General features: G+C 71.9%; 13 protein-coding genes. 6 read left to right on the top strand and 7 right to left on the bottom strand.

Going from position 1 to position 13,591, the window contains the following annotated elements:
- Nucleotides 1–43: 43 nt before the first annotated feature.
- A complete protein-coding gene (locus ABD347_RS00520) occupies nucleotides 44–1,108 on the bottom strand; it encodes a cobalamin-independent methionine synthase II family protein (protein WP_344355108.1) in 1,065 nt (354 codons plus the stop codon).
- Between the two features lie 208 nt (nucleotides 1,109–1,316).
- Here ABD347_RS00520 and ABD347_RS00515 point away from each other — a divergent pair, with 208 nt between their 5' ends.
- On the top strand, nucleotides 1,317–1,802 hold the full coding sequence (locus ABD347_RS00515; RefSeq protein WP_344355106.1) for an LURP-one-related/scramblase family protein: 486 nt from the start codon (nucleotides 1,317–1,319) through the stop codon (nucleotides 1,800–1,802).
- A 355-nt stretch (nucleotides 1,803–2,157) separates the two neighbouring features.
- Here the strand turns inward: ABD347_RS00515 and ABD347_RS00510 are convergent, their stop codons facing one another.
- On the bottom strand, nucleotides 2,158–2,955 hold the full coding sequence (locus ABD347_RS00510) for a carbon-nitrogen family hydrolase (RefSeq protein ID WP_344355103.1): 798 nt from the start codon (nucleotides 2,953–2,955) through the stop codon (nucleotides 2,158–2,160).
- 136 nt (nucleotides 2,956–3,091) lie between these two features.
- Here ABD347_RS00510 and ABD347_RS00505 point away from each other — a divergent pair, with 136 nt between their 5' ends.
- The gene (locus tag ABD347_RS00505; RefSeq protein ID WP_344355100.1) at nucleotides 3,092–3,916 is read left to right on the top strand and encodes a maleylpyruvate isomerase family mycothiol-dependent enzyme; all 825 of its coding nucleotides are present in this window, start codon (nucleotides 3,092–3,094) and stop codon (nucleotides 3,914–3,916) included.
- Between the two features lie 11 nt (nucleotides 3,917–3,927).
- Here ABD347_RS00505 and ABD347_RS00500 read toward each other — a convergent pair whose 3' ends face one another.
- Complete coding sequence (locus ABD347_RS00500; protein WP_344355097.1) at nucleotides 3,928–5,238, bottom strand: MFS transporter; 1,311 nt, start codon at nucleotides 5,236–5,238, stop codon at nucleotides 3,928–3,930.
- On the bottom strand, nucleotides 5,235–5,876 hold the full coding sequence (locus tag ABD347_RS00495) for a GntR family transcriptional regulator (RefSeq protein WP_344355094.1): 642 nt from the start codon (nucleotides 5,874–5,876) through the stop codon (nucleotides 5,235–5,237). Before ABD347_RS00495 ends, ABD347_RS00500 begins: the two co-directional genes overlap by 4 nt.
- A 296-nt stretch (nucleotides 5,877–6,172) precedes the next feature.
- Between ABD347_RS00495 and ABD347_RS00490 the strand changes: the two genes are divergently transcribed.
- The gene (locus ABD347_RS00490; protein WP_344355091.1) at nucleotides 6,173–7,099 is read left to right on the top strand and encodes a D-alanyl-D-alanine carboxypeptidase family protein; all 927 of its coding nucleotides are present in this window, start codon (nucleotides 6,173–6,175) and stop codon (nucleotides 7,097–7,099) included.
- A 163-nt stretch (nucleotides 7,100–7,262) separates the two neighbouring features.
- Here ABD347_RS00490 and ABD347_RS00485 read toward each other — a convergent pair whose 3' ends face one another.
- The 3 genes from ABD347_RS00485 to pdhA are packed head-to-tail and all read right to left on the bottom strand — an operon-like array spanning nucleotide 7,263 to nucleotide 10,848.
- Nucleotides 7,263–8,672, bottom strand: coding sequence for a dihydrolipoamide acetyltransferase family protein (locus ABD347_RS00485; RefSeq protein ID WP_344355249.1), 1,410 nt, complete (start codon nucleotides 8,670–8,672; stop codon nucleotides 7,263–7,265).
- Nucleotides 8,673–8,701: 29 nt separating this feature from the next.
- Complete coding sequence (locus ABD347_RS00480; protein WP_344355088.1) at nucleotides 8,702–9,682, bottom strand: alpha-ketoacid dehydrogenase subunit beta; 981 nt, start codon at nucleotides 9,680–9,682, stop codon at nucleotides 8,702–8,704.
- A gap of 2 nt (nucleotides 9,683–9,684) precedes the next feature.
- Nucleotides 9,685–10,848, bottom strand: a complete 1,164-nt coding sequence (pdhA, locus tag ABD347_RS00475; RefSeq protein ID WP_344355085.1) for a pyruvate dehydrogenase (acetyl-transferring) E1 component subunit alpha — start codon at nucleotides 10,846–10,848, stop codon at nucleotides 9,685–9,687.
- 357 nt (nucleotides 10,849–11,205) lie between these two features.
- Between pdhA and ABD347_RS00470 the strand changes: the two genes are divergently transcribed.
- The 3 genes from ABD347_RS00470 to ABD347_RS00460 all read left to right on the top strand — a co-directional run bounded on the left by ABD347_RS00470 (nucleotide 11,206) and on the right by ABD347_RS00460 (nucleotide 13,539).
- A complete protein-coding gene (locus ABD347_RS00470) occupies nucleotides 11,206–11,865 on the top strand; it encodes a response regulator (RefSeq protein WP_344355081.1) in 660 nt (219 codons plus the stop codon).
- Nucleotides 11,866–12,000: 135 nt separating this feature from the next.
- Entirely contained in the window at nucleotides 12,001–12,510 is a 510-nt protein-coding gene (locus ABD347_RS00465) for a pyridoxamine 5'-phosphate oxidase family protein (RefSeq protein ID WP_425575540.1), read from the top strand.
- 15 nt (nucleotides 12,511–12,525) lie between these two features.
- The gene (locus ABD347_RS00460) at nucleotides 12,526–13,539 is read left to right on the top strand and encodes a phosphotransferase (protein WP_344355078.1); all 1,014 of its coding nucleotides are present in this window, start codon (nucleotides 12,526–12,528) and stop codon (nucleotides 13,537–13,539) included.
- Nucleotides 13,540–13,591: the final 52 nt, after the last annotated feature.

Here is a 13,591-nt window from a genome sequence, read left to right as displayed (position 1 = left end):
GGGGCACGCCGGGTCGTGCCCCGCGCCCGTATCGCGGGGAGCCTCACAGGCCCAGGGCCCGTGAGGCCAGCTCCGTCCCCCGTACCCGTGCCCCGATCTTGGCGAAGGAGAGCTCCCGCGAGGTGGAGGTGTCGTCGGCGAACGGCGAGAAGCCGCAGTCGTCGCAGGTGCCCAGCTGCTCGACCGGGATGTACCGGGCCGCGAGCAGCACCCGGTCGCGCACTTCCTCCGGGGTCTCGACCCTGGGGTCGATCGGGTCGGTCACGCCGACGAACACGCGGATGCCGGGGCGGAGCTGGTCGGTGATGATCCTCAGCACCCGCTCGGGGTCGGGCTCGCCGGCCAGCTGGACGTAGAAGTTCCCGACCGCCAGCCCGAACAGCTTGGGCAGCAGTCCGGCGTAGTCGACGTCCAGGCTGTGGGTGGAGTCGTGGTCGCCTCCCGGGCAGGTGTGCACGCCCAGGCGGTCCCGTTCGGCCTCGCTGAAACGCTCGAGCACCGTGTTGTTCAGCGCGACGAAGTCGTCGAGCAGGCCCCCGGACGGGTCCAGCTTGAGGGAGAGCCGTCCCTCCGTGAAGTCCAGTTGTACGCGGTGGGCGCCCGCCTCCAGGCAGCCGCGGATGTCGGCCTCGGCCTCGTCGGCGAGATCACGGAGGAATTCCTCGCGGGAGTACCCGGCGATGGGGTCGCTCGGGTAGAGCAGGCTGAGGGCGGACGGGGCGATGACCGCCTGCTTGAGCGGCCGGTCGGTGTGGCGCCGGGCGTCGCGCACGAAGGTCTCCGCCCGGGTGCGGTAGCGGAACGGCCCCGAGGCGAGGCGTGGCAGTTGGCGGGTGTGGCCGTCGGCGAAGGGGATGACCGCGCCGTCCGGGTCCAGGTTGGTGAGCCCCGCCACGGGATAGGTGACGAAGCTGGGCTTCGACTGCTCCCCGTCGACCAGGACGGGGCAGCCGAGCTGCTCCAGGGTGGCCAGGGTCTCGGCCGTGGCCTGTTCCTGGAGCGTGGTGAGGTCGGCCGCGCTCAGGCGCCCCGCTGCGTGTTCGTCGAGTGCCACCCGCAGGGAACGGGTCCGGGGAATGCTGCCGATCGGCTCGGTGGGGATGCTCATGATCCAGACCATAGGGGCGGAACGGGCAGCCTCCGACGGGGTCCGCGGGCCGGCGGAGCAGCGCCTTCCGGAACGCCTCAGGCGGTGCGCGGGTACCGGTGGCATGCGCGCGGGGGTGCCCCCGACGGGGTTCACCGCATCGCGTGCGGTGACGGCACCGGCGCCACGTTGACCGCTGACCTCGGTCCGGGCGGGGTACGCGTCCGTCATGAGATACCTGGTACGCGACAAGATCTTCGCCATCGGCGACGACTACTGGATCGAGGACGAGAACGGCCGGCAGGCCTTCCTCGTCGACGGCAAGGCACTCCGGCTGCGGGACACCCTGGAGCTCAAGGACCCCGCAGGGCGGGTGCTGGTCACCCTGCGGGCGAAGATGCTGAGCCTGCGCGGTGCGATGACCGTCGAACGGGACGGGGAGACGCTCGCCACCGTCAGCCGCAAGCGGCTGTCGCTGCTGCGCAACCACTACCGGGTGGCCCTGGCCGAGGGGCCGGAGCTCGACATCAGCGGGCGGATCCTGGACCGGGAGTTCACCGTCGCCCGGGACGGTGAGGTGCTGGCGCGCATCTCGCGGAAGTGGCTGCGGGTGCGTGACACGTACGCCGTCGACGTCGTACGGGATGACGCGGCCGAGGCCGCGCTGCTGATCGCGCTGGCGGTGTGCGTCATCCGTATGGCGGACAAGGACTGACGTCACCCGCCCGCCCGCCCGCAGCCCCGCCGCCCACGCGGTGGGGTGTGGGGGCGGGTGGCGGCGGGGGGCGGCGCGGTTCTGGTCGGGTGCGGGCGGTTCGGTGCGGCCTGGTCCGCCCAGCGGGTGCGGGCGGTTCGGTCCGGGCGGTTCGGTCAGGTGCGGCACACGGCGCGGTCCGCCGGGCGGGTGCGAGTGGCGCGGTGCGCGACCCGGTCCGCCGGGCGGTGCGGTTCCGGTGCGCACGGCGCGGTCCTGTGCGGCACGCGGCGCGTCCACCCGCCGGGTGCGTGCGGCGCGGGGGGCGCCGTCCGCCGGGCCGGGGGCCGGGCGGGCCGGGGTTCCGGGCGCTGGGTCAGCGGCGCGGGGGCGCCAGGCCCAGGAGGCGGTCCTTGAGGGCGGGGAACCGGTCGCGGGTGGTCGCCACGAGCGCCGGGTCGAGGTCCACCGTGAGGGTCTCCTCCCCGTCGCCCGCCTCCGCGAGGACCTCGCCCCAGGGGTCGACGACCAGGCTGTGGCCGGCCTGGGGGACGCCGGCGTGGGTACCGCCGGTGCCGCAGGCGAGGACGTACGCCTGGTTCTCCACCGCGCGGGCGCGGGCCAGCAGGGTCCAGTGGTCGCGGCGGCGCGCGGGCCAGCCGGCCGGGACGACGAAGGCGAGCGCCCCCGCGTCGACCAGCCCGCGGAACAGCTCCGGGAAGCGGAGGTCGTAGCAGGTGGCGACGCCCAGCGACAGGCCGGGCACCGGGACGGTGACCAGCTCGTCACCCGCCCCCATCAGCACGGCCTCGCCCTTGTCGAAGCCGAAGCGGTGGATCTTGCGATAGGTGGCGACGAGGTCGCCGGAGGGGGAGAAGACGAGGGCGGTGTTGTAGAGGGCGCCGTCGGGCGCGCGCTCCACGATGGAGCCGGCGTGCAGCCAGACGGAGGCGTCGCGGGCCGCCTCCGCCATCACCTCGTGCGTCTGGCCGGCCAGCGGCTCGGCGTCGGTCTCGAACGACTCGTACGCGAAAGCCCCCACCGGCCAGAGTTCGGGAAGGACCACCAGATCGGCGGCCCCACGCTGTTCGGCCACCAGGGAAGCGACGCGCGCCCTGCGGGAATTGGGCGATTCGGCCTGATCTACTGCGATCTGGATCAGCGAGGCGCGCACACTACCACCGTCCTGGCATTCGAGCCGTCAACACAGGCCTACGATCGTCACACGAAAGCACTGCCGGGGTGCCCGTGTGCAGCGTAACTTAGCTGCCACAGCACCCAGCCCGCGTACGAACCGCCCGAGGGGTCCCGTGACCGTCCATCCCAGCCTCCAGCCCTACGCCGACGCCTGGACCCACTCCATCGAAGCGATATCCGAGCTGGTGCAGCCACTCGTCGAAGGCGAGTGGAATCGAGCCACGCCGTGCCCCGGCTGGTCGGTGCGCGACATCGTGTCGCACATCATCGGCATGGAGTGCGAGATGCTCGGCGACCCGCGCCCGATCCACTCGCTGCCGCGCGATCTCTACCACGTACGCAGTGACTTCGCGCGCTACATGGAGATGCAGGTCGATGTGCGCCGGCACCACACCGGCCCCGAGATGACCGCCGAGCTGGAGTACACGCTCATCCGCCGCGCCCGGCAGCTGCGCAACGAGAACCGCTCCCCCGACACGCTGGTCCGCGCGCCCCTCGGCGCGGAGCAGTCCCTCGAACTGGCCTACCGGATGCGGGCCTTCGACGTCTGGTGCCACGAGCAGGACCTGCGCACCGCGCTGGGGGTGCCCGGCAACCTCGACTCCCCCGGCGCGTATGTCGCCCGTGACAACTTCCTGGCCGTCCTGCCGAAGGTGGTCGCCAAGGACGCGGGCGCGCCGCCGAACACGGCGGTCGTCCTCGACGTGCACGGCCCGGTGGAGTTCCTGCGGACGGTACGGGTCGACGCCGACGGCCGCGGCTCCGTCGACGGGGCGCCCTCGCTGGGCCCCGCCGTGACGATCGCGACGGACTGGGAGACGTACGTACGTCTCGCCTGCGGCCGGGTGAGGCCGGCGGCCGTCGCCGACCGGGTCAAGATGGAGGGCGACACGGAGCTGGGGGAGGCGATCCTCGCCTCGTTCGCCGTCACTCCGTAGGGCCGCTGCCGCTACGCCGCCGGCACGTGGACGGCCTCCACCTTGCTCGCCACCAGCCGCTCCCGCTCCAGCCGTGCCGTGCGCGCCCGCAGCCGGAGGATCTGCGTGACGCCGAGCGCCTGGAGCACGAAGACGGACGAGAAGGCGATCCGGTAGTCGTCGCCGGTGGCGTCCAGCAGCAGGCCGACGGCGAGCAGGGTGGTGATGGAAGCGGTGAAGCCGCCCATGTTGACGATGCCGGACGCCGTGCCCTGCCGTTCCGGCGGGTTCGCCGGCCGGGCGAAGTCGAAGCCGATCATGGAGGCGGGCCCGCAGGCGCCGAGGATGACGCACAGGGTGGCCAGCAGCCACATCGGGGCGTGGTCGCCCGGGTGGGCGAGGGTGGCCGCCCACCCGGCGGCCGTCGCCGCGACGGTGCCGAGCGCGAGGGGTGTCCGCGCTCCGTGGTGCCGGGCGATGATCTGGCCGTAGGTCATGCCGAAGACCATGTTGGAGAGCACCGTCAGGGTGAGCATGTCGCCGGCCGCCCCCCGGGAGAGACCCTGGTCCTCGACGAGGAAGGGCAGACCCCACAGCAGCAGGAACACCATCGCCGGGAACTGGGTGGTGAAGTGCACCCACATGCCGAGCCGGGTGCCGGGCTCCCGCCAGGACCGGGCGATCTGGCGGCGGACGTACGCCGCGCCCGCGTGGGGCGCGGGTTCCGGCTCGTACCCCTCGGGGTGGTCCTTCAGGAACAGGACGAGCAGCACCAGGACGACCACCCCGGCCAGCGAGCTGCCGGCGAACGTCGCCGTCCAGCCGAGCCCGTCCAGGGTCCGGGCGATCACGATCGTCGAGACGAGGTTCCCGAGCACCCCGAAGAGCCCCGCGACCTGCGCGATCAGCGGCCCTCGCCGGGCGGGGAACCACCGCGTGCCCAGCCGGAGCACGGAGATGAAGGTCATCGCGTCACCGCAGCCGAGCAGCGCGCGGGAGGCCAGGGCCATGCCGTACGAGGGCGAGAGCGCGAAGCCCAGCTGGCCGAGGGTGAAGAGCACCACGCCCAGGGTGAGGACCTTCTTGGTGCCGAGCCGGTCGACCATCAGGCCGACGGGTATCTGCATGCCGGCGTAGACCAGCAGTTGGAGGATGGAGAAGGTCGACAGGGCGGAGGCGTTGACGCCGAAGCGGTCGGCGGCGTCGAGGCCGGCGACGCCCAGGGACGTACGGAAGACGACGGCGACGAGGTAGACGCACACGCCGACGCCCCACACCAGGGCGGCCCGGCGCCCGCCGGGCGGGTCGGCGGGCGAGGATATGGCGGCGGCCGAGCTGCTCACCGGTCCTCACCCCTGACCAGGACCTTGACGCGGCTGACGTGACGGTGCACGCACCGGGCGGCGCCCTCGGCGTCACCGGCGCGGATGGCGGCGAGGATCTCCGCGTGCTCGGCGACGTTCTTGGCGACGCGGTCGGGGTGGGCCTCCATCACGGCGACACCCATGCGCAGTTGCCGGTCCCGCATCTGGTCGTAGAGGCGGGAGAGGATGTCGTTGCCCGCGTGGCGGACGATCTCCGCGTGGAAACAGCGGTCGGTGACGGCGACGGCGGCGAGGTCACCCTCGTCGGCGCGCCTCCGCTGCTCGTCCAGCAGTTCCTCCAGCCGCTCCAGGAGTGACGCCGGGGCGGGGACGGCCCTGCGTACGGCGAACTCCTCGACCAGGAGCCGGGTTTCGACGACGTCGGCGATCTCCTGCGCGGAGACGGCGAGGACCAGGGCGCCCTTCTTGGGGTACAGCTTCAGCAGGCCTTCCATCTCCAGCTTCAGCAGCGCTTCGCGCACCGGCGTGCGGGACACTCCGACGGCCTCGGCCAGCTCTCCTTCGGTGAGGAGCGTCCCGCCCTGGTAACGGCGGTCGAGTACGGCTTGCTTGACGTGGGTGTAGACGCGGTCGGCGGCGGGAGGGGCGGAAGGCATGCGTACAGCATAGATACAAGAGGGACGCATCATGGGCCGTTCGGCCGGGATACCGGGAGGTAGGACGGACGTCACAGCGCCGGCGCCGCGCGACCCGTTCTCATGAGCCGCACCACGCGAGCCGCTTCACGTGACCCGCGCCACATGTTCCGTTCTTTCTCACCGATCCGGGGTTCCGGTACATCCTTCCGGCGCGTTCGGGGGTCTTGTCTTGGGCACCGCTTTTCCGGCCCGCCAGGCTGAGGCGTTTTCGTCGTAACTGAGACTCGAACTCGGAGCGTTTTGTTTTGATATCGATGAACACGGCCGTGCGCCGCACCGCCACGGTCGTCCTCTCGGGTGGTCTGCTGCTGACCGCCTCCCCGCTCACCGCACCCGCCGCGGCGGCCACGCCGATCCCGTCCATCAGCGCCAAGGGCGGCTTCATGGTGGACCAGGCGACGGGCAAGGCCATCTACGGCAAGGCGAACACCACCCGCCGCCAGATGGCCAGCACGACGAAGGTCACGACGGCGATCGTCGTCCTCACCACGCCCGGCGTGGACCTCAACCGCAAGGTGACCATCAAGCAGGAATACCGCGACTACGTCGTCCGGACCGGCGCGAGCACCGCCGACCTGAAGACCGGCGACAAGGTGACCGTCCGGCAGCTGCTGTCCGCGCTGATGCTGCCGTCCGGCTGCGACGCCGCGTACGCCCTCGCCGACACCTTCGGCACCGGCACCACCACCGCCGCCCGCACCAAGTCGTTCATCGGCAAGATGAACGCCAAGGCCAAGCAACTGGGCCTGACGAACACCACGTTCGACTCGTTCGACGGGATCTCGGCGACCGGGAACAACTACACGACCCCGCCGGAGCTGGCGAAGATGGCCCGCCACGCCTTCAGCAGCGCCGCCTTCCGCGACGTCGTCAAGGCGACCTCGTACCGGACCACCGCCACCACCAGCACCGGCGGCACGCGCACGTACACCTGGTACAACACCAACAAGCTGCTCGGCTCCTACAGCGGTGCCGTCGGCATCAAGACCGGCACCGGCACGGCGGCCGGCCCGTGCCTGGTCTTCGCGGCCACCCGCGGCACGCAGACCTACGTGGGCGTCGTCCTGAACGCCCCCGACCGCTTCAACGACGCGGCCAAGCTGCTGGACTTCGGCTTCGGGTCCACCACGGCCAGGACCATGGAGCTGCGCTCCCTCCCGGCGGGCGCCCAGCGCGACTGACGGGCACGCACACGGTGAAGGGCCCGGACGCGACGGCGCGTCCGGGCCCTTGTGTCGTCCTGGGGACCGCCCGGGTGACCGTCCTGGTGACCGCCCGGGTGACCGTCCGGGTGACCGCCCGGGTGACCGCCCGGGTGACCGCCCGGGTGACCGTCCGGGCGGCTCAGGCCCAGGTGATCAGCCGCTTGGGCCGCTCCAGCACCGCGGCGATGTCCGCGAGCACTTTGGAGCCCAGCTCCCCGTCGACCAGCCGGTGGTCGAACGAAAGGGCCAGCGTGGTGACCTGACGGGGCTTCACCTTGCCCTTGTGCACCCACGGCTGGAGCTTGATCGCCCCGACCGCGAGGATCGCGGACTCGCCCGGGTTGAGGATCGGCGTACCGGTGTCGACGCCGAAGACGCCGACGTTGGTGATGGTCACCGTGCCGCCCTGCATGGCCGCCGGGGTCGTCTTCCCCTCACGGGCCGTGGACACCAGTTCGCCGAGGGAGGCGGCCAGCTCGGGCAGCGTCTTGTCGTGCGCGTCCTTGATGTTCGGCACGATGAGGCCGCGCGGCGTGGCCGCCGCGATGCCCAGGTTGACGTAGTGCTTGAGCACGATCTCCTGGGCGGCCTCGTCCCAGGAGGCGTTGATCTCCGGGTTGCGCTTGATCGCGACGAGCAGGGCCTTCGCGACGAGCAGCAGTGGGTTCACCCGGAGCCCGGTCATGTCCTTGTCGGACTTGAGCTCCTCGACGAGCTTCATCGTGCGGGTGACGTCGACCGTGATGAACTCGGTGACGTGCGGCGCGGTGAAGGCGGACCCGATCATCGCCTGCGCGGTGGCCTTGCGGACGCCCTTGACGGGGATCCGGGTCTCCCGGCCGGTGGCCGGCTGCTCCTGCCGCGCGGCGGCCTGCGGCACCGGCTGCGGGGCCTGCGGCTGTACGGGTGCGGCGGCGGGTGCGGTGGCCGAGGCGGCGGCCGGGTCCGCCGCCGCGTGCACGTCCTCGCGGGTGATGATCCCGTCCGGCCCGGTCGGGGTCACCGTCGCGAGGTCGACCCCCAGGTCCTTGGCCAGCTTCCGCACGGGCGGCTTGGCGAGCGGCCGGGAGGCGGGCGCGGCGGCGGGGGCGGCGGTGGCCGCGCCCGCGTGGCCGTTCAGCTCGCCCTGGACGGCGGACCGCGCGGCGGACTGCTCCGCGGGGGCCGCGGCGCCCTTGCGCGGACGGCGCTTCGTGGAGGACTCGGCGACGCCGTAGCCGACCAGCACCGGCTGGCGGCCCGTCGGCTCGGCGGGCTCGGCGGCGGCGTCCTTGGCGGCCGGTTCGGAGGCCGCGGGCTGGGCGGTCTGCGGCTGCTCGTCGGCGTCACCGCCGACGTTCACCGAGATGATCACCTCGCCGACGTCGACCGTCGTGCCCTCGGGGAAGCGCAGCTCGTGCACGACCCCGTCGTACGGGCTCGGCAGCTCGACGGCCGCCTTCGCCGTCTCCACCTCGCAGACGACCTGGCCGTCGGTGACGGTGTCACCGGGCTGGACGTACCACTTGAGGATCTCTGCCTCGGTGAGCCCCTCGCCCACGTCCGGCATCTTGAAATCGCGGATCACGGTGGGTCTCCTCAGTACGCGAGCGAGCGGTCGACGGCGTCGAGCACCCGGTCCAGGCCCGGCAGGTATTCCTCTTCCAGCCGTGCCGGCGGATACGGGGCGTGGTAGCCGCCCACCCGCAGGACCGGCGCCTCCAGGTGGTAGAAGCACCGCTCCGTGATGCGGGCGGCGATCTCGGCCCCGGAGCCGTAGAAGACCGGCGCCTCGTGGACGACGACCAGCCGGCGGGTCTTCTCGACCGACGCCTGAACGGCGTCGAAGTCGATCGGGGACATCGACCGCAGGTCGACGACCTCCACGGACCGGCCCTCCTCGGCGGCGACCGCCGCCGCCTCCAGGCAGAGCTTCACCATGGGGCCGTACGCCGCGAGGGTCAGGTCCGAGCCCTCCCGCACCGTGCGGGCCTTGTGCAGCTCGCCCGGGATGGCCTCGGTGTCGACCTCGCCCTTGTCCCAGTAACGCCGCTTCGGCTCGAAGAAGATCACCGGGTCGTCGCTCTGGATGGCCTGCTGGAGCATCCAGTACGCGTCCGAGGAGTTCGACGGCGAGACCACCTTGAGGCCCGCGACGTGCGCGAACAGCGCCTCGGGCGACTCGCTGTGGTGCTCGACGGCACCGATGCCGCCGCCGTACGGGATGCGGACGACGACCGGCATCTTGATCTTGCCGAGCGCGCGGGCGTGCATCTTGGCGAGCTGCGTGACGATCTGGTCGTACGCGGGGAAGACGAAACCGTCGAACTGGATCTCCACGACGGGCCGGTAGCCGCGCAGCGCGAGTCCGATCGCGGTGCCGACGATGCCCGACTCGGCGAGCGGGGTGTCGATGACCCGCTCCTCGCCGAAGTCCTTCTGGAGTCCGTCGGTCACGCGGAACACGCCACCGAGCTTGCCGACGTCCTCGCCCATGACGAGAACCTTGGGATCGGTCTCCAGGGCCTTGCGCAGCGACTCGTTGAGCGCCTTGGCGAGGGGCAGCTTCTGTACAGCCATGGTTACTTGACCTCCCCGTCCGCGAAGGACGCCTGGTACGCGGCGAAGTGCGCGCGCTCCTCGTCGACGAGCGCGTGCCCGTCGGCGTACACGTGGTCGAACATCGCCATGTGGTCGGGGTCGGGCATGGCTCGGACGGCCTCACGGACACGCTTGCCGAGCGTCTCCGACTCGGTCTCCAGCTCCTCGAAGTAGGCCGCGTCGGCCAGACCCTGCTTCTCGAGGTACGTGCGCAGGCGCAGGATCGGGTCCTTGGCCTCCCACGCCGCCCGCTCGTCGTCGAGGCGGTAGCGGGTGGGGTCGTCCGAGGTGGTGTGGGCGCCCATCCGGTACGTGAACGCCTCGACGAGGGTCGGGCCCTCGCCGCGGCGGGCGCGCTCCAGCGCGGACCGGGTCACGGCCAGGCAGGCGAGGACGTCGTTGCCGTCGACGCGGACGCCGGGGAAGCCGAAGCCCTGCGCGCGCTGGTAGAGCGGGACACGGGTCTGCTTCTCGGTCGGCTCGCTGATCGCCCACTGGTTGTTCTGGCAGAAGAACACGACCGGGGCGTTGTAGACGGCGGAGAAGGTGAACGATTCGGCGACGTCACCCTGGCTGGAGGCACCGTCCCCGAAGTACGCGATCACGGCGCTGTCCGACCCGTCCTTGGCGACGCCCATGGCGTAACCGGTGGCGTGCAGGGTCTGCGAGCCGATGACGATCGTGTACAGGTGGAAATTATTGCTGGTGGGATCCCAGCCACCGTGGTTCACGCCACGGAACATTCCGAGCAGATTGGTCGGGTCGACCCCGCGGCACCAGGCGACTCCGTGCTCACGGTAGGTCGGGAAGACGTAGTCGTCGTCCCTGAGGGCCCGGCCGGAGCCGATCTGGGCGGCCTCCTGGCCGAGCAGCGAGGCCCACAGGCCCAGCTCGCCCTGGCGCTGGAGGGATGTGGCCTCGGCGTCGAACCGACGGGTCAGCACCATGTCGCGGTACAGACCGCGCAGCTCCTCGGCGCTGAGGTCGATGTCGTACTCCGGGTGCTGGACGCGCTCACCCTCGGGCGTCAGCAACTGTACGAGCTGGGGCTCGGCGCTCTGGGCGCCGGATGCCTTGGTTCCGCTCGCGCTGGTGCGCTTACTGCTGCGTCGCGGCTTGCGCGCGGCAGTGCCTTCCACGGTCACGTGCGTGCTCCTCCGTCTGTCCGGCCCCCGGGGTCCGCCGGGTTGGCTGGGGTTCCCCCTGCTCCTTCGGAGCCAGGGGGAGCGGCTCGCCTGTCTCCGTACGCGTGCACGGGGTGGGTGCCCTCGACCGGGAACAGGCGTGACAGGTGCCCCGGCGAGCCCCCTGTCATAGGCACGTTACCCAGTGCACCGCATTACTGCGAAACCCCCTTTGACCTGCGTTTTTGCTTGGATTTCCAAGTAAATCGCAAAGGGGTGGACAAATGACTGGTCACAGCCTTGTGAGCCGCCGGAACAGGGGGCACGTTATCCCGCGCACCCCGGGCACGGGAAGAGTGAGTATGTGAGACTGATTCCGTGCGCGAAGAGGGAAAAATCACCGTATTTCTACTGGACGACCATGAAGTCGTTCGGCGCGGCGTCCACGAAATGCTCTCCGTCGAGGACGACATCGTGATCGTCGGAGAGGCCGGAACGGCGGCAGACGCCCTGGTCAGGATTCCGGCGACCCGTCCGGACGTCGCCGTTCTCGACGTCCGCCTCCCCGACGGGAGCGGTGTCGAGGTGTGCCGGGAGGTCCGGGCCCTGGACGAATCCATCAAATGCCTGATGCTCACCTCCTTCGCGGACGACGAGGCCCTGTTCGACGCGATCATGGCCGGTGCGTCCGGATACGTGCTGAAGGCGATCCGCGGCAACGAGCTCCTGACGGCGGTACGGGACGTGGCGGCCGGCAAGTCGCTGCTGGACCCGGTGGCCACCGCGCGCGTGCTGGAGCGACTGCGGGACGGCAACGGCCCGAAGGGGGATGACCGGCTCGCGGCCCTGACCCACCAGGAGCGCAGGATCCTCGACCTGATCGGCGAGGGGCTGACGAACCGCGCGATCGGCGAGCGGCTGCACCTGGCCGAGAAAACGATCAAGAACTACGTCTCCAGCCTGCTGTCCAAGCTGGGCATGGAGCGGCGCTCGCAGGCGGCGGCGTACGTCGCCCGGATGCAGGCCGAGCGGCGCTGAGGCCCCCGCCCGGGCCGTGGGCGGGGTGGCGAGGGGAGGGGGGCCGGGACGGGCGCCGGGACCGGGACCTACGTCCTGGCGTGGCGGGTCGGGGTACCCCTTTCCGGAGCGGCGGCCACCGCCGAGAGTGGAACCATGCGCCCCACCGACGAGACGCCCGCGGGCGCGATCCCCGCCGGCACGATCCCCGCCGGCACCATCCCCGCCGGCACGATGCCCGGGGACGCGACGCCCGCAGACGCGATCGAGCTGCTCGGGCGGGTCCGCTACGGCCGGATCGCGACCAGCATGCGGGCGATGCCGTTCATGGCACCGGCCCGGCACGTCCTGGTCGACGGCAGTGTCGTGCTGCGTCTCCACCGCGACCTGGGCTGCCACCGGGCCTGCGACGGCAGCGTGGTCGCGTACGGCGCGGACAACCTCGGCTCCGGAGCGGACGTCCTGTGGTCCGTGCAGGTCACCGGCACCGCGCACGTCATCGCGCCCAGCGAGCGCGAGGTGGCGCTGTTCGGGCCGCCGCCCCGATGGACGGACGGCGCCGGGTCCGGGTCCGCGTACGTGCGCGTACGACCCGCGTTCGCGACTGTCCAGATGCTGGACAGCCCCGGAGGTTCCGGCGAGCGACCTTCTCACCACGCTCCGTGATCTAACATTTGGTGAGTGCCGCGCTCATCTGCAACCGCCGCCCCACCCGTGAGTGCGCTCCTGCGCCGCTACGACAACCCGGGCGAACCCCTCTCCTGCGTGCCCGTCACCCAGGGCCTCCTCAACCGCGGCTACCGTCTCGCCACCACCCACGGTGCCTACTTCCTCAAACAGCACCTGGACGCCCCCACCGCCGACCGCGCCACCATCGTCCGCCAGCACCGCGCCATCCAGCGCCTGCACGCCCTCGGCGTCCCCGTGGCCCCGCCGCTGCCCGACGCGGAGGGGGACACCGTCGCCGAGATCGACGGCCGCTGCTACGCCCTGCACCCATGGGTCGACGGGCGGCACCGGGCCGGGGCGCAGCTGTCGGCGGCCGGGTCCCGGCGCCTGGGCGCCCTGCTCGGGCTCGTGCACACCTGCCTGGCACAGGTCATGGAGCCGCACCACGACCGCCGGCACCGCAGCGCCGACCCGGAACAGACCTTCCGGGTCATCGACCGGCTGCTGGCCCTGGCACGGGCCCGCCGGCCCCGGGACGCCTTCGACGAGCTCGCCGAGCACCGGCTGCTGGAGCGCCGGCGGCTGCTGGCCGACCACGCCCACCGCCGCCCGCCGCCCGCCTCGGCGGGCGGCTGGGTGCACGGGGACTTCCACCCGCTGAACCTGCTCTACCGGGGCGCGGAGCCCGCCGCGATCATCGACTGGGACCGGCTGGGCGTGCAGCCGCGGGCGGAGGAGGCGGTACGGGCGGCCGCGATCTTCTTCGTACAGCCGGCGGGGGGCCTGGAGCTGGAGAAGGTGCGCGCCTACGCGCGTGCGTACCGGCGGGCGGCCGGGGCGGACCCGGCCGAGCTGGCGGCGGCGGTGCACCGCGTGTGGTGGGAGCGGCTGAACGACTTCTGGATACTGCGCTGGCGCTACCAGCTGCACGACAGCAGGGCCGACCCGCAGTTTCCCGCGGCGTCGGCCCTGGCGGTGTGGTGGACACGGGAGTACGAGGCGGTGTGCGACGCCTTCGCCGGATGAGCGGCGCCGGGGCGGGCGCCCCGGCTGCCCCGGGTGCTCCCGGCGCCGCGCG

This window comes from Streptomyces gobitricini, from assembly GCF_039532985.1.
Taxonomy (GTDB): domain Bacteria; phylum Actinomycetota; class Actinomycetes; order Streptomycetales; family Streptomycetaceae; genus Streptomyces; species Streptomyces gobitricini.
Note: the sequence above shows the minus strand (reverse complement) of the source record. Positions and strands in the feature narration are given on the sequence as shown.